This is a genomic window from Dyella psychrodurans, from assembly GCF_003363265.1.
GTDB classification, from domain to species: domain Bacteria; phylum Pseudomonadota; class Gammaproteobacteria; order Xanthomonadales; family Rhodanobacteraceae; genus Dyella_B; species Dyella_B psychrodurans.
This window is the reverse complement of sequence record NZ_QRBF01000003.1, coordinates 155,419-169,604: the sequence shown is the minus strand read 5'-3', so window position 1 is coordinate 169,604 and position 14,186 is coordinate 155,419. Positions and strand designations below refer to the sequence as shown.

13 protein-coding genes are annotated in these 14,186 nt (G+C 64.0%); 3 read left to right on the top strand and 10 right to left on the bottom strand.

What is annotated here, in order from left to right; genetic code table 11:
- Nucleotides 1-3: 3 nt before the first annotated feature.
- The 4 genes from ubiB to DWU99_RS09845 are packed head-to-tail and all read right to left on the bottom strand — an operon-like array spanning nucleotide 4 to nucleotide 3,063.
- On the bottom strand, nucleotides 4-1,641 hold the full coding sequence (gene ubiB / locus DWU99_RS09860) for a ubiquinone biosynthesis regulatory protein kinase UbiB (RefSeq protein ID WP_233511056.1): 1,638 nt from the start codon (nucleotides 1,639-1,641) through the stop codon (nucleotides 4-6).
- Between the two features lie 5 nt (nucleotides 1,642-1,646).
- A complete protein-coding gene (locus tag DWU99_RS09855) occupies nucleotides 1,647-2,297 on the bottom strand; it encodes a ubiquinone biosynthesis accessory factor UbiJ (RefSeq protein WP_115478169.1) in 651 nt (216 codons plus the stop codon).
- 48 nt (nucleotides 2,298-2,345) lie between these two features.
- Complete coding sequence (locus tag DWU99_RS09850) at nucleotides 2,346-2,816, bottom strand: tRNA (cytidine(34)-2'-O)-methyltransferase (RefSeq protein WP_115477862.1); 471 nt, start codon at nucleotides 2,814-2,816, stop codon at nucleotides 2,346-2,348.
- 40 nt (nucleotides 2,817-2,856) lie between these two features.
- On the bottom strand, nucleotides 2,857-3,063 hold the full coding sequence (locus DWU99_RS09845; protein WP_115477861.1) for a hypothetical protein: 207 nt from the start codon (nucleotides 3,061-3,063) through the stop codon (nucleotides 2,857-2,859).
- A gap of 274 nt (nucleotides 3,064-3,337) precedes the next feature.
- Here DWU99_RS09845 and DWU99_RS09840 point away from each other — a divergent pair, with 274 nt between their 5' ends.
- Nucleotides 3,338-3,778 carry a DUF4156 domain-containing protein gene (locus tag DWU99_RS09840; protein WP_115477860.1) on the top strand — a complete coding sequence of 147 codons (441 nt, stop codon included), beginning with the start codon at nucleotides 3,338-3,340 and terminating at the stop codon, nucleotides 3,776-3,778.
- 274 nt (nucleotides 3,779-4,052) lie between these two features.
- On the opposite strand, the gene DWU99_RS09835 is transcribed toward DWU99_RS09840, so the two are convergent.
- A complete protein-coding gene (locus DWU99_RS09835; protein WP_233511029.1) occupies nucleotides 4,053-4,637 on the bottom strand; it encodes a TetR/AcrR family transcriptional regulator in 585 nt (194 codons plus the stop codon).
- Nucleotides 4,638-4,738: 101 nt separating this feature from the next.
- On the opposite strand from DWU99_RS09835, the gene DWU99_RS09830 reads away from it, so the two are divergent.
- Complete coding sequence (locus DWU99_RS09830; protein WP_115477858.1) at nucleotides 4,739-5,308, top strand: hydrolase; 570 nt, start codon at nucleotides 4,739-4,741, stop codon at nucleotides 5,306-5,308.
- A gap of 48 nt (nucleotides 5,309-5,356) precedes the next feature.
- On the opposite strand, the gene thrC is transcribed toward DWU99_RS09830, so the two are convergent.
- From thrC to DWU99_RS09810, 4 genes are all read right to left on the bottom strand, one after another.
- Nucleotides 5,357-6,694, bottom strand: a complete 1,338-nt coding sequence (gene thrC, locus DWU99_RS09825; RefSeq protein WP_199535755.1) for a threonine synthase — start codon at nucleotides 6,692-6,694, stop codon at nucleotides 5,357-5,359.
- Nucleotides 6,691-7,680: a homoserine kinase gene (locus DWU99_RS09820; RefSeq protein ID WP_233511027.1), complete on the bottom strand. Its 990-nt coding sequence runs from the start codon at nucleotides 7,678-7,680 to the stop codon at nucleotides 6,691-6,693. Before DWU99_RS09820 ends, thrC begins: the two co-directional genes overlap by 4 nt.
- Complete coding sequence (locus DWU99_RS09815; RefSeq protein WP_115477856.1) at nucleotides 7,677-8,819, bottom strand: homoserine dehydrogenase family protein; 1,143 nt, start codon at nucleotides 8,817-8,819, stop codon at nucleotides 7,677-7,679. Before DWU99_RS09815 ends, DWU99_RS09820 begins: the two co-directional genes overlap by 4 nt.
- A 362-nt stretch (nucleotides 8,820-9,181) precedes the next feature.
- On the bottom strand, nucleotides 9,182-11,206 hold the full coding sequence (locus tag DWU99_RS09810; protein ID WP_115477855.1) for a bifunctional 2',3'-cyclic-nucleotide 2'-phosphodiesterase/3'-nucleotidase: 2,025 nt from the start codon (nucleotides 11,204-11,206) through the stop codon (nucleotides 9,182-9,184).
- A 171-nt stretch (nucleotides 11,207-11,377) separates the two neighbouring features.
- Here DWU99_RS09810 and DWU99_RS09805 point away from each other — a divergent pair, with 171 nt between their 5' ends.
- Nucleotides 11,378-13,093: an LTA synthase family protein gene (locus tag DWU99_RS09805; RefSeq protein WP_115477854.1), complete on the top strand. Its 1,716-nt coding sequence runs from the start codon at nucleotides 11,378-11,380 to the stop codon at nucleotides 13,091-13,093.
- 9 nt (nucleotides 13,094-13,102) lie between these two features.
- Here DWU99_RS09805 and pip read toward each other — a convergent pair whose 3' ends face one another.
- A complete protein-coding gene (gene pip / locus DWU99_RS09800) occupies nucleotides 13,103-14,053 on the bottom strand; it encodes a prolyl aminopeptidase (RefSeq protein WP_115478167.1) in 951 nt (316 codons plus the stop codon).
- Between the last annotated feature and the right edge of the window lie 133 nt (nucleotides 14,054-14,186).

Genomic DNA, 14,186 nt, shown 5'->3' with positions numbered 1-14,186 from the left:
GCATTATCGGCGCAACCACGCGAGCGCAAACGAAAGCACGCCAACTCCGCCTACGCACACCGGCGGCCAGATGCCATGCTGCGGAGCGAACGTCCACATCACCGTGGCGCAGATGATCAGCGTCGTACCAAACAGTCCGCCGCCGATCACGCCAAGCATGCGGCGCACGAGATGGCGCTGATGCATGAGTTCTTCCGCATCGGCCAGCATGCGCTGCTCGCCGACGGCCGCCTGACGCAACGCGTTGCGCACCAGTTCCGGAAGCTGGGGCGCGTTGTGGAACCACTCTGGCACGCGCTTGCGGATCTCGCGCAGCGTGCGCAGCGGGCTGTAACGCTCGCGCAGAATGCGCTTGAGCACGGGATGCGCCACCGCCCAGATATCGATGTCCGGATCGAGCATGCGACCCACGCCCTCGATATTGAGCAGGGTTTTCTGCAGCAGAATGAGCTGCGGCTGCACGGTGAGCTCGAACCGCCGTGCGGTCTGGAAAAGCTTCACCACCAGCTCGGCCAGCGAGATCTGCGACAGCGGACGCGTGAAGTACGGCTCGCACACGGTGCGTACGGCCGCTTCCAATTCGTCCACCCGGATGCTGGCGGGCATCCAGCCGGCGTCGATGTGCAGCTTGGCGATGCGCGCATAATCGCGCTCGAACAGTGCGATGAAATTCTGCGCCAGCCAGTATTGATCCGCTTCCGGCAGCGAACCCATGATGCCGAAATCCAGCGCGATGAAGCGCGGTTCGTCGATACGCGTGGGATCGACCCAGATGTTGCCCGGGTGCGCATCGGCGTGGAAGAAGTTGTCGCGGAACACCTGTTCGTAGAACAGGCGAACTCCCTTCGCGGCGAGCTTCTTGCGATCGATTCCCGCCGCATCGATGGCGATGATGTCGTCGCAGCTCACGCCGGATACGCGTTCGAGCGTCAGCACTTTCGCCGTGGTGAAATCCCAAAAGACTTCCGGCACGTACATGTCGACGCCGCTGGCGAAATTGCGGCGCAGCAGGCTGGCACTGGCACCTTCCCGCTGCAGATCCAGCTCGTTCTCCAGCATCTTCTCGACTTCGGTCACCACGTCGAGGGGGCGGATCTTGTCCGCGTTGGGATGCCAGCGCTGGGCCAGTTCGCCGAGCGAATGCAGAAGACGCACGTCACGCGCGATGCGTTCCTCGATGCGCGGGCGCAACACCTTCACCACGACGGCGTGTCCGCCTTTCAGCGTCGCGGCGTGTACCTGCGCGATCGATGCGGACGCCAGCGGTGTCGGATCGAAACTCGCATACAGCGTGTCGATCGGCGCCTTGAGTTCGCGCTGGATAGTGTCGCGTGCCTGGTCGCCAGGAAACGGCGGCACCTGGTCCTGAAGCAGCGCAAGCTCGTCGGCGATATCGCCGGGAACCAGATCGCGGCGCGTCGAAAGCACCTGGCCGGCCTTGACGAAGATCGGGCCGAGTTCGTTCAGGGCCAGCCGAATGCGTGCGCCACGCGACAAGGGGCGCACGTCGACAACCGGACGTCCCAGCATCGGACGCACCAGCTTGAGCGGGCGGAAGAGATGCGTCGCGTCGACCAGTTCGTCCAGCCGGTAGCGCAACAGCACCACAGCAACACGCAGCAAGCCCGGCACGGCTTTCAGCGGCGTCACGGAGTCGTTCCCCGGCGTGCACGTTCCAGACGCGCGAGGCGCGCATCAAGGCGTTCCGTGCGTTCGCGCAATTGATCCACGTCGTCGAGAAACGCTTCGACTTCGCCGGGCGCCAGCGCCATGCGCGATTCATCGCGCAGCCACGCGGCGCCGTCCTGGCTGAGATGGGTCGCGGTGTCGCGTGCGTGCGCAAGGCCGCTGCGTACGGCCTTGGCGACGGGCACACCCAGCACGTCGCCGAAGGTGCGCGTGAAGGCTTCCTCGAAATCGGGGGCGAAGCCGCTGGCGAGTTTTTCCAGTCGTCGTGCGAGCTCGGCGTCGCCGGCAATCTCCACTTTGCCCGGCGACACGCTGTCGCTGTGCCGGCTCAGCAGCATCGACAGCAGGCTGCCCGGCGTGGCGGCCACGCGCAGATCACTCGATTCTGGCGCAGGACCTACTTTCAGCCGGTTCTGTTCCACCGTCACGGCGAGCGCAAGATCGAGCCCGCGAAGCTGCAGCTGTACGCTTCGGCCTTCGAGCGTGGCGAGTTTCGCCTGGGTATCCGGATCGAGCGACATCACATGATTGAGCGCGGTTTCCAGCGCGCGACCCGCCAGCTGGCGCAGCGGCTGCGGGAGCAGGTTTGAAGATGAGGCGGCATTCATACCGGGATTGTAGCTGCCCGCGCGCTGCAGCTGCGGTGACCATGGCAATCAGAGTGCCACGGCACCCGGAAAACCGAGCTGGCGCCATGCCTCGTAAACGGCCACCGCCACGCTGTTGGAAAGATTGAGGCTGCGACTGTCCGGACACATCGGCAGGCGCAAGCGTTGTTCCGGCGGCAACGCGGTGAGCACGCCGTCCGGCAGGCCGGCGGTCTCGCAACCGAACAGCAAGGCATCGCCGTCGCCGAAGCGTGCATCCACGTGCATGGTGCGGCCGCGCGTGGAGAATGCGAAAACACGAGGATGGCCGATCGCCGCCAGGCAGGCATCGAGATCGTCATGCACCGCGACGCGCGCATACTCGTGATAATCGAGGCCGGCGCGCCGCAGGCGCGTATCGTCAAGCTCAAAGCCCAGTGGGCGGATCAGATGCAGTCCGGCGCCGGTGTTGGCGCACAGACGGATCACGTTGCCGGTATTGGGCGGGATTTCGGGGCGGAACAGGATGACATGCAGCATGCCGTCATTATCGGACGGCAAGGGCGATCGCGTCTCGCGATCAGCCCACGATGCGGATGCAGGCAATCTCGCCGGCGACAGGCAGTGCGCAGGTCGCGGGGGCCGAGGCGAACAGCGCACTGACACGGTTGCTGTTGGCCAGCTGCACCGGTGTCGGCTTGGCGGTGATCATCCCAGCCAGGATCAGTCCACAAACCAGCACGCATGCGACGAAAAGACTGCGCAGAACCATGGTTTCAAATTTCATGTCCCTATCTCCTAAGTTTGGACGGGAAAGTCCTCGCCTTTTACTCAGCAATCCCCGTGCCAGCCCTCTGCTTTGGCATAATGCGTTGATATGCATGCATTTGTTGGCGCGCGCTGATGGGCGCCGCATTGTCCGCGGACACCGGACACTCGCGACCGGACAGTGTCCGGACGGACACGCTAAGCCTGCGTTCGGGGATGGCGCGCGTCAAAGAGTTAGGATGCAAGGCATGGCCACACACTTCGCATTTCCCCGCCTAATTACGGAGCTACTCATGCGCAAGACCCTGCTGCTGCTCGCACCTGTCGTGCTGCTCGGCGGTTGTACCTGGGGCATCAATCCGGTAGCTGGCTCGGACAACGTTCGCACCGCGTGGAGCGGCGATGTTTCCGGCTGCCGGGATCTGGGCAAGATCACCGTCTCGGTGACCGATCACGTCGGGCCGATCGATCGCAACGACATCAAGGTGCGCGACGAACTACATGTGCAGGCGCGCAACAGCGCCGTCGACATGAAGGCGGACACCATCAAGCCGCTGGCCGATCCGGTGGACGGTTCGCAGCCGTGGGAGGCCTATTACTGCGGGAGTCATGTGGTGGGACCGTCCGCGCCGCCGCCGGTGCAAGGCGCGTCATCGCAGCAGTCGCCACAACAGGCGCCGCCTGCCCCGCAGCAGAGTGGCGGCTTTCAGACCTATCCCAGCAAAGGCGGTTGATGCCTAGGGGGGGCCTGTTCGCACTATTTGCGTAGCCCGCGTTGCGGTTGAGTGGCCGTCAGGTGGTAGTGCGTGGCGCAGGCTTGGCTGGCTGCCAAGTCAAGCCGCGCGCTGCCGCATGGCGGCCACTCAACGGCAACCCGAAGGGCCGGGTCTGTTTGCCCGCCATCCGGCGTCATCGCTCAGTCGTGTACGGACGTACACTCCCTCGCTCTTCCTTGGCTGGCGGGCAAACAGCTCCCGGCGCGGGCCACGCAAATAGTGCGAACAGGCCCTAGGTCGCTTCCAGCACGCCATGCAGGTAGAGCTGCATGGCGTGTTGCAATTGGGCCAACGCGGCCTGGCGACCGGGCATGCCAGGCTCCGCCTGAATCGCAACCGCCGCTTTCATCATCTGCTGCACGACAACTGCGACGGCATGCATGTCTTCGGCCGAGCGACCGGGCGCGCGTTGCGTCAGCAGCGCCTGCAGTTCGGCACGAAAGCCGCGACGTATCGCCATGCCATCGGCAGCAGGTGCGGGGCCCGATTCCACCAGCATCACGAAGGCCGGATGACGCCGGCGGAACGTGATGAGGAACGTGCTCAACTGCGCCGCCAGTTCGTCGATATTCCAGTCGGCCGATTGTTCGGCCAGCTTTCCGATCGCCGCATAGAACGCCTGCCCGTATTGTTCTACCAGCGCCTGTGCAAGCGCTTCCTTGGTAGGAAAGAACTGGTAGAGCGAGCCGATGGCCGCACCGGCGCGGGCGGCCACTTCGGTCATCGTGGTCGCCTCGTAACCCTTCTCGACAAAGCATGCCGCCGCCGCCTCCAGCAACGCGGCCACGCGCTCGCGGCCGCGCTGTCGCTGCGGCACGCGTCGAGCTTCTGAAGGCTTCGGTGCACTTGATTTTTGTGAGGACATCCTCATAAACTCCTAAGTGAGGGTTTCCTCACTTAACTGGTCCGGAGAGTTCCATGGAAAAGCTCGATCCAAGCCGAACGGCGCTGGTTCTGATCGACCTGCAGAAAGGTATCCTACCGTTTGCAGGCGGCCCGCATGCGGCAGCCGACGTACTGGATAAAGCCAGCGCACTTGCGACGCGCTTTCGCCAGCTTCATGCACCCGTGGCGCTGGTGCGCGTGGGTTGGTCGGCCGATGGCGGCGATGTACCGCGCCAGGAGGTGGACCGCCCCATGCCGAACATGAGCCTGCCGGCGGACTGGTGGGAGTTTCCCGAAGCGCTGCGCGTCGTCGACAGCGACATCCGCATCGTCAAGCGTCAATGGGGTGCGTTCTACGGTACTGAACTGGAATTGCAGCTGCGTCGCCGCGGCGTGGAGCACATCGTCATCGGCGGCATCTCGACCAACATCGGCGTGGAATCGACCGCGCGCAACGCGTGGGAGATCGGATTCGGTCTCGTCTTCGCCGAGGATGCGATGAGCGCCGCCAATGGCGAGCAGCACGCCTTTGCCGTGGAAAACATCTTTCCGCGCCTTGGCCGTGTGCGCAGTTCGGCGCAGATCCTAGAGATGCTTGGCTGATCGATGTCATTCGGCGGAGACCGGAGCCTTCGCCGACATGGCATGCGTTCAAGACAGAGCGTCAGCGTGATGTGTCGCCCGTTCCAGCAGCCATTGACGTAACGCGCCATCCTGCGCAGGCATGGCTTCGGCCGACGCCGAACGCTGCAGCATCGCCGCCAGCGAGCTGGGAACCTCGACGGGCCTGCCGATCAAGGGTTCGACCACGCTTTCGAATTTCGCCGGATGCGCCGTGGCGACGATGGCCCAGGACGCGTCATCGCCGGCGGCGCGCAGCTGATCCAGCAGATGCATGGCCGTCGCCGTGTGCGGGCAGAACACCTCGCCGTGTTCGCGTGCATGCGCGGCGATCGTTGCGCTGATCGTGCGGTCATCCACGCTTTGCGCCTGCAGCTGCGAGCGCAGCAAAGCCGCGTCGGGAAGCGTCCAGCGCAGGCGTTCGAAGTTGCTCGGCGCGCCGACATCCATCGCATTGGCAAGCGTTGCGACGGCCTCGCGCGGTGAGTAGTCGTTGCCGGCGAAGAAATCGGGCAGCGTGGCGTTGGCGTTGCAGGCGAGTTTGATCTGCCCCACGGGCAAGCCCATCGTGCGGACCCATTGCGCTGCGAGCGCATTGCCCAGATTGCCCGTCGGCACGATCAGGTTCAGTGGTTCGTGATGCTCGCGACACCATGCAAGTGCAGCGTGCGCGTAATAACTCATCTGCGGCAGCAGTCGCCCGAGGCTGATGCTGTTGGCGGAGGAGAGCGGCGATTGCGCCTGCAGTGTCCTATCGTTCAACGCCGCCTTGACCATGCGTTGGCAATCGTCGAAATGACCCTGTACGCGCAAAGCTTGCACGTTGTCGCCGAAGCATCCGAGCTGGTGCGCCTGTCGCGGCGACACACGGCCATCCGGAAAGAGGATCGCCACGTCGATGCCAGGTTGGCGATGGAATGCCGCGCCCACGGCTGCACCGGTGTCGCCGGACGTCGCCACCAGAATGGTCAGCGGTGAGGTGGCCTCGGCGCGAAGGCGCCGCATGCATGCGGCGAGAAAGCGCGCGCCGACATCCTTGAATGCCGCCGTCGGGCCATGAAACAGCTCCAGTACGGATGACTTGGGATGCTGCGGCAACACGCGCAGCGGTGTCGGAAACGTCAGTGCTTCGGCACAGATGGCCGGCAGCTCGCTGGCGAGTGCATCGCCCGCGAAAAAAGGCGCGAGCAACGTTGCAGCGGTATCGGCGAGCGTGCCTTCGGGATCGAATTGCTCGGTAAGCAGCGCCGGCAAACGTTCGGGCACATACAGGCCGCCGTCCGGCGCCAGGCCCGCCGCTATCGCTTCGCTGAGCGTGGCCGCGGGTGTTGCGCCGCGTGTACTCAGATATCGCAACGCCACGTTCATGCCGCGCCGCCCTTGTTGGAGGTGGAGACCAGCGAGGCTGCGGGACCCTCCACCGGCGCAACAAAACGATCGCTATCCAGCCCCGCTTCCGCGAACGCGCTGCACATGGCATCGGCTGCTGCTTCAGCCTCAACACGGTGTTCGAACCATCCGAATACGCTGGGGCCGCCGCCGGAAATGCTCGCACCCAGGGCCTTGTGATCCAGTGCGGCCTGCTTCACGCGCGCGAAATTGGGCACCAGGGGCGCGCGTCGCGGTTCGATCAGCACGTCTTTCAGTCCTTCGCGCACCAGCGCCGCATCGCCGCGCCAGCAGCCGGCAAGCACCAGCGCAAGATTGGCCGATTGCGCAACGAATTCGCCGAGCGCGTAATCGCCGGCCAGCGCCGCGCGCGCTGTGCGTGTTTCCAGCACCGCATGCGGATGCACCAGGGCGCAGTGCCAGGTTGGCGGAACGGGAACGCGCACCAGCCGATCGCGCGTGGCGAGTACGAGGCCGCCGAGCAGCATCGGTCCCACGTTGTCGCCGTGACGGCCGCCGCTGGCGACCGCTTCGCCCTCAAGTGCGAAGTTGTAGAGCGCTTCGCGTGGCAGCGACCGCTCAAGCAAGGCGTTCGCCGCCACCAGCGCCGCGACGCACGAGGCTGCCGAACCGCCCATGCCTGACCCGAGCGCAATGCCCTTGTGTATGGAAAGTTCGAATCCATGCTGCAAGCCGAGCGCCTTGCGCAACGCCATCAACGCCATGCCGGCGGTGTTTTGCGCCGCATCCGTAGGCAGCACTTCGACACAGCCGTGGATGCCGGCGATCCGCACCGTGGGCGTATCGATGCGCCGCACCTCGACGCGATCGCCGGCGCCTTCGATGCAGTGACCGAGAATATCGAAACCCACGCCCACGTTGCCCACGCTGGCGTAGGCGATCGCGGAAGCGGACTCAAGTTGTTGCGCGGACATGGCGGACTTCGTGGCAAGAGGAGTATTCATGCGCGCACCCCCAGCGATTCGGCGATGCGCAGCAGATCGGCAAACACACCGGCGGCCGTCACTTCCGGACCGGCGCCGGGGCCCTGCACCAGCAGCGGATTATCGCGGTAACGCTGCGTGCGGAATTGCACGATGTTATCGGTGAGGCGCGTGTGCGCGAAGGGGTGGGCCGCCGGAAGCGCTTGCAGGCGGACCTGGGCGTGACCGTGATGGTCGAGGCTGGCAACGTGGCGCAGCACGCCATGCGCCGCCTGGGCCGCCGCGAGGCGTTCGGCCATCGGCGCGTCGAGTTCGTCCAACCGCTGCATGAATTCATCGAGCGGTAGCGCTTTCAAGTGGGTAGGCACCAGGCTTTCGACGGGGACGTCCTGCAGCGACAGCGGCCAACCCGCTTCGCGCGCGAGGATCACCAATTTTCGCGCCACGTCCATGCCGGACAGGTCGTCGCGCGGATCCGGTTCGGTGTAGCCCAGCGCATGCGCTTCGCGCACCAGTTCGGAGAACGGACGCGAGCCGTCGAACTGGCAGCACAGCCAGGCCAGCGTGCCGGAGAACATGCCTTCCACCGACAGCAGCTGATCGCCGGTATCGAGCAGATCGCGCAGCGTCTGCACGACCGGCAGGCCCGCGCATACCGTCGCTTCGTAGCGGAAGCGGCCACCGTGGCTGCCCGCCGCGCGAATCGCCTGCCAGCGGGAAAGTGGACCGCTGCTCGCCAGCTTGTTGGGCGTGACGACGTGCAGGCCGGAAGCGAGCCAGTAGGGATATTGCGAAGCCACGTCTTCGTTCGCACTGCAGTCGATCAGCATCGCGTGGCGCCGGTCGTCGCCGCGAATGTAGGCGGCGAATTCATAGAGATCGGTGGGGCGCCAGGTTTGCGCGTCGTGCTGCGCATTGAGTTCGGCATCGTCGCAATCCAGCCACATGCGGCGGCTCGCCGCGACGCCGCGTAGCTGCAATTCGAGTCCGGTCTCGCGGGCCAGCCGGTCTTGCGCGGCACGCAGCTGGGTCAGCAGCACGCCGCCGACACGTCCGGGGCCGATCAGGCCGATGGCCAGGGTACGGCGACGCGTGCTGGCGGCCTGAATCGGCGGCAGGCGATGAGGGTGTTCGGCGATGAGTGATGCACAGCTGTCCATGATGGCCTCTCCGGTAGAGACCCCTTTCGCTGTGACGGTTCGGTGGATGCCGGCCCGCCTCGTCGAGGGGGCCGTTGCGTATGGAAAACCTTATTCGCGCACGGACACCCACCCAGAGCCGGTCGTACCGGTTCCGGTGGAGGTGGTAATAATCGTGGCGATCGTCGCGGCAAAAACGCCGGCACGCCCGGTATGGACCGGGGTGTTGTGCATGGATGCTGGCGTAAAGAGTGGCGACATGGGTCCGAAGATAGTTGCGCCTCCGAGCCGCTGTCAATTGTTCGCTAATGAAACAATGGCATGTAGCTGTTACACCCGCGCCGATCATGGGCCGCGCTCGCGAGGAGGGCGGCCCGGCCGTATCAGTGCGACAGGTCGATGGCGTAAACGGCGGTGCCGTCACCGTTATCGCGAAGCTGGCGGATGATATGCAGGCCGTCCGTTTCCGCGATGGCTTGTTTGTCGCCTGCGGACGTGAATACCACCGTGCCGCGCGTTTTAAGACGGGCAAAATGCCATGACGTGCGCGGCAGATCCTTGGCGTCGAGCGAAGGATGCGCCTGCAACCAACGCGCCAGGATTTCCCGCGTACCGTCAGGCGCGGCCAGCACCACGTTAGTGCCATCCAATCCAGGGAAATGACCGCCGCCGCTGGCGCGATAGTTGTTCGTCACTACGATGAAGGTCTGCGAGGGCTTGATGGGCTTGCCGAGGTACGTGAGCTTGACGATGCGTTGACCCACCGGCTTGGAAACGTCGATGACGTACGCGATGCCGCCTTGAATCTGGTCGAAGTTGAAGCCCACATACTTCGCGTTGATCAGCGGCTGTTCGCCAGTCGCGCTCGGATCGATGCGGTTGAAGCGTTGGGCCGATGTTTCCAGCCACGCCTTCACGCCGGCGCCGTCGAGTTTCACCGCGGTCAGCGTATTCGGATAGAAGTACAGATCCGCTGCGCTGCGCAGCGTCAACGGTCCGGGCAGCACATCGGTGTAATCGTCGGGGCCGCCGAAACCCGTGCGGAATGCGGCGGCCGATGCGATGACCGGCACGTTGGCCAGTTCGGGATGCGCCGACGACAGTTCCTGTTTCGCGTAGTCGATCTGCGCGGCATTGACCGGCGCCAGCGCGCTCATGTCGCCTTCATCGGCAAAGTAGGTACTCATGCGTACATTGCTTTGACCGATCGGCGTGTTCACGTAGTCGATCGCTGCTTGATGCACCTTGTCGACGGTCAGCGACACCTGCGGATCGGCAGGTACGCAATTGGATGGCGAAACGGTGGGCTTGCCCGCGACCGTGACGGGCGGACAGATCGGCCACACCTGGCTGAAGGTCTTGGTCTTGTCGATCGCCCAATGATCCTGCTGGCGCACCAGTGCGAGTTTGACTACGCCGAGATCCTTGCCGAAAAAACCGCCCATGACGGCGGGAACGCCACGCACGAAACCGTGCTGATCGTCCACGTCCTGCATGTGCGCGAAGCGCGGGCCGGGAAAGTCGACGTGTTCGTGGCCGAGCAGCAGCACATCGATGCCCGGCACGCCGGCGAGATACCAGCCGCCGTTTTCCATGTCGTTCGTATAGGGCGCCGTATTCAAGCCGCCGTGAAGAATCGCGATCACCAGATCCGGATGCTGCGCCTGGATTTCCGGCATGTACTTCCGCGCCGCCTCGACTACGCCGGTGACGGTGACCTTGCCTTCGAGATTCTGCTTGTCCCATTGCATGATCGGCGGGGGCGCGAAGCCGATGATGGCAATGCGCAGCGGCACGCTCAGCTCGCTGCCGTCGGGCGTGAACGCAGCGATTTTGCGATCGACGATCGTCCACGGCTTGAAGATCGGTTTGCCGTCCCGCGCGCTGTAGACATTGGCCAGCACCAGCGGATAGTGCGGACCGGCGCAGCGTTGCGTCGCACCGCCGTCCACATTCATCGGCGTGCCGGTGACCTGCGAAAGGTAGGACAGGCCGTAGTTGAATTCGTGGTTGCCGATGGTGCCGCCGTCGTAGCCGATGGCGTCCATCGCCTTGTACATCGCAAGTTCCTGCCCGCAGTCCACCTTCTGGACCTGCGCCTGGTAATCGGCCAGCACGCTGCCCTGGATGGTGTCGCCGGCGTCGAACAGGAAGCTGTTGGTGAACTGCGTGCGTGCCTTGCGTATCAGCGTCACGGTGCGTTCGAAACCGACGGTCGGATCGGCTTTCTGCTTGTAGTAGTCGTAGCTGAGGATGTTCGAATGCAGGTCCGTGGTTTCCAGCACCGCCACGTCGGCGCGCAAGCCATCGGGAAGTTTCGGGGCTTGTGGGGCAGGTGCTTGGGTTGCGCAGCCGGCAAGCAGAAAGGCGAGGGCGAGAGCGGTGGAGCGGCAAGCACGGGAGAGCATGAAAGTTCCGGCAGAAGGCGAACAGGGCATGAACCTAGCAGATATGAATGACCGTTCGCTGCGTTCGGCTGACTTTTTGACGATAAAAAGGCTTTAAAATGACGCGTTGTTGACAACCACAAGACGAAGCGCCGTCCTGCGAGGCGACGCCACACCAGGGGGATCCCTTCCATGCCGTTGATTCCGTTTCGCGCCTCGCGAAACCGTACGACTATGGTCTGCGCGGTGGCGTTCTACGCCATCTGCATCTGGTTTACCGCCTGGCAGGAGCCGCTGCTGGAGCAGCGCTGCTTCGTGCTGGCGTTGATGCTCTGCGTCTTCGGCGTTGCATTTTTTCTGTTCGTGCGACTGGCCTTTGCGCTCGCGCTGAGCGGAGGCCTGTTTCTGCTCTTGCGCGCGATCACGGTGCTGAAGCAGGAGTATCTCGAATCGCCGCTGATGCCGGCGGATTTCGTTTATTACGTGCGTTCGAGTTTGTTCGAAACGTTGCGTCGCTATCCCAATCTCTACAGCGTCGGCATATGCGTGGGCATCGCCGTGCCCGTCGTGCTTTGGCTGGCGTGGTACTGCGATCGGCGACGCCTCGCAACGTTACGCGCGTTGCCGCAGACGCTGCTGCGTTTGGGCGGTATCGCACTGTGCGCGTCGGCGTTCTGGGTTTGCCTGCTACCTTCGGGCCCGTTCGCGAAGGTGCATGAGCGCGGGACGTGGGAAAAGATGTCCGACGACGCCGACCTCACCAACTTCTTCGTCAACCTACGCGATTCCAGTGTGCACATTCCGGCCATGGCCAGCGATGAGGCCGCCGAACGCGACTGGCAGGCCACCGCATCGGATCCGGCAACGGGAACGGTCGATCCAGGCCAGTACCCGGACATCGTCCAGGTACTGGAAGAGAGCACCTTCGATCCAGCGCCGTTCACGCATTGCACCGTGCCCGAATGCAACCTCGACATGTTCAAGTCCGATGCGCGCACGCGCGGCACGGGCGCGATGCGCGTGCATACGTTTGGCGGCGGCACATGGGTTAGCGAATTTGCCGCGCTCACCGGCATGCCGCAGGACATCTTCGGGCCGGGCGGCATGTACGCACCTTACGTGCTCGCACCGCACGTGCGCGACTCGCTGCCGCGCCAGTTGCAGCGACTGGGCTATCTCACCGTGGCGATCTATCCGACCAATGGCGTGTTCCTCAACGGACGCGATGCATACAAGGGCTACGGCGTCGATCATTTCTACGGCGCCGCGGAGTTGGGCCTGGACGACTGGGATGAAACCGACGCGCAGATGTTCGCCGCCGCCAAGCGCGTCTACGACAAGTTGAAGAAGCCGGGACAGCCGGTCTTCATCATGATCCTCACGATCAACCAGCACGGGCCGCACGACGATCCGATGTCGACCTTGCCCAAGCAGTTCCAGAATCTGCTGCAGGGACTGCCTTCGCTCGCTGCGTTGAACTTCGATACGTATTTGCAGCGCCTGCACGATTCGGATGCGGCGATGAAGGGCCTGGAGCACGATTTCCTGGATCGTGCACAGCCGACCGTGCTGGTGCACTTCGGCGATCACCAACCGTCGTTCGACGACCAGATGCGCCAACTGCCGCGCACCATGCCGCCGGCACTGGTGCCGTACCAGGACTACCTCACGTACTACATGATCAAGAGCAACGTGCAGGGTGCGCTGCTGCCGACGTATCCCATGCTGGATATCGCGCATCTGCCCGGCATGGTGCTCAAGGCGGCGGGTTTGCCGATGGATCCGTACTTCTCCGCGTTGACTTCACTGCGCGAGCGTTGCAACGGTTTGTATGCCGATTGCGCGGACAAGGATCTGGTGCGGTCGTACTACGCGTGGATCTTCAACCATCTGCACGTGTACCAGTAACGGACAGACCTAGCAGTAGCGATCGGCGAGCCGGTCGGTTGCTTCGACGAGTACGTCGACGATCGCCGGCTCCGATGCGGCATGTCCGGCGAGCACAATGCGCAGGTCCGCTTCCGGCCACGCGGCGGCGAGATCGCAGGCGCTCTTCACGGGGCAGATGATGTCGTAGCGACCGTGCACGATCGTGCCAGGGATGTGGCGCAACCTGTCGACATGGCGCAGCAGCTGATCCTCTTCCAGGAACACGCGATTGCGAAAGTAATGCGCTTCGATGCGCGCCAAACTCAACGCGACATCGGGCGCGGCAAAGCTGGCCTCGGTTTCCGGACTTTCTTCCAGCGTGATGCCGCCGCCTTCCCATGCGCCCCACGCCTGCGCCGCGTTCAAGCGCACGGTTTCATCGTCGCTCGTCAGTCGCTTCCAATACGCGTCGAGCATGTTGCCGCGTTCTTCCGGCGGAATCGCCGACGCGTAGCGCTGCCACTTCTCCGGCAGAATCCAGGAAGCGCCGCCTTCTTCGTAATACCAGCGAATTTCCTCGGGCCGGCCGAGAAAGATGCCGCGCAGCACCAGGCCGAGCACGCGCTCGGGATGCGTCTGCGCGTAGGCAAGTCCAAGTGTCGAGCCCCATGATCCGCCGAACACCACCCAGCGCTCGATCTCGAGGTGCTCGCGAATCGCTTCGATATCGTCGACCAGATGCCATGTCGTGTTGTCGGTGAGATCGGCAAACGGCGTGGAACGTCCCGCACCGCGCTGATCGAACAGCACGATGCGGTAGCGCGTCGGATCGAAGAAGCGCCGGTGATACGGCGACAATCCCGCACCCGGACCGCCATGCAGGAACACCACGGGTAACCCCCGCGGATTGCCGCATTCCTCGACATAGAGCGTATGGCCGCCGCTCACCGCGATCCGATGCGTGCGGTAGGGCTCGATCTCGGGGTACATCGTGCGCATGGTCGAATCGTCCGGTCGTGCGAGGAAGAAGCGGGTTGCCGGCGCGCGGCTGACGGGAAGCTTACTGGCTTGCCTAATGCAGGCAAAACGCGCGCGACGTTTATCGCGCATTAGCCCAAATGCAGCCATCGCG

Bases quoted from the DNA above. Each gene is read 5' to 3' on its own strand.
- DWU99_RS09805 (WP_115477854.1), top strand. From the start codon at position 11,378: ATGCCGTTGATTCCGTTTCGCGCCTCGCGAAACCGTACGACTATGGTC.
- pip (WP_115478167.1), bottom strand. From the start codon at position 14,053: ATGCGCACGATGTACCCCGAGATCGAGCCCTACCGCACGCATCGGATC.
- DWU99_RS09855 (WP_115478169.1), bottom strand. From the start codon at position 2,297: ATGAATGCCGCCTCATCTTCAAACCTGCTCCCGCAGCCGCTGCGCCAG.
- thrC (WP_199535755.1), bottom strand. From the start codon at position 6,694: ATGAACGTGGCGTTGCGATATCTGAGTACACGCGGCGCAACACCCGCG.
- DWU99_RS09810 (WP_115477855.1), bottom strand. From the start codon at position 11,206: ATGCTCTCCCGTGCTTGCCGCTCCACCGCTCTCGCCCTCGCCTTTCTG.
- DWU99_RS09830 (WP_115477858.1), top strand. From the start codon at position 4,739: ATGGAAAAGCTCGATCCAAGCCGAACGGCGCTGGTTCTGATCGACCTG.
- DWU99_RS09850 (WP_115477862.1), bottom strand. From the start codon at position 2,816: ATGCTGCATGTCATCCTGTTCCGCCCCGAAATCCCGCCCAATACCGGC.
- DWU99_RS09820 (WP_233511027.1), bottom strand. From the start codon at position 7,680: ATGAATACTCCTCTTGCCACGAAGTCCGCCATGTCCGCGCAACAACTT.
- DWU99_RS09845 (WP_115477861.1), bottom strand. From the start codon at position 3,063: ATGAAATTTGAAACCATGGTTCTGCGCAGTCTTTTCGTCGCATGCGTG.
- DWU99_RS09815 (WP_115477856.1), bottom strand. From the start codon at position 8,819: ATGGACAGCTGTGCATCACTCATCGCCGAACACCCTCATCGCCTGCCG.
- DWU99_RS09840 (WP_115477860.1), top strand. From the start codon at position 3,338: ATGCGCAAGACCCTGCTGCTGCTCGCACCTGTCGTGCTGCTCGGCGGT.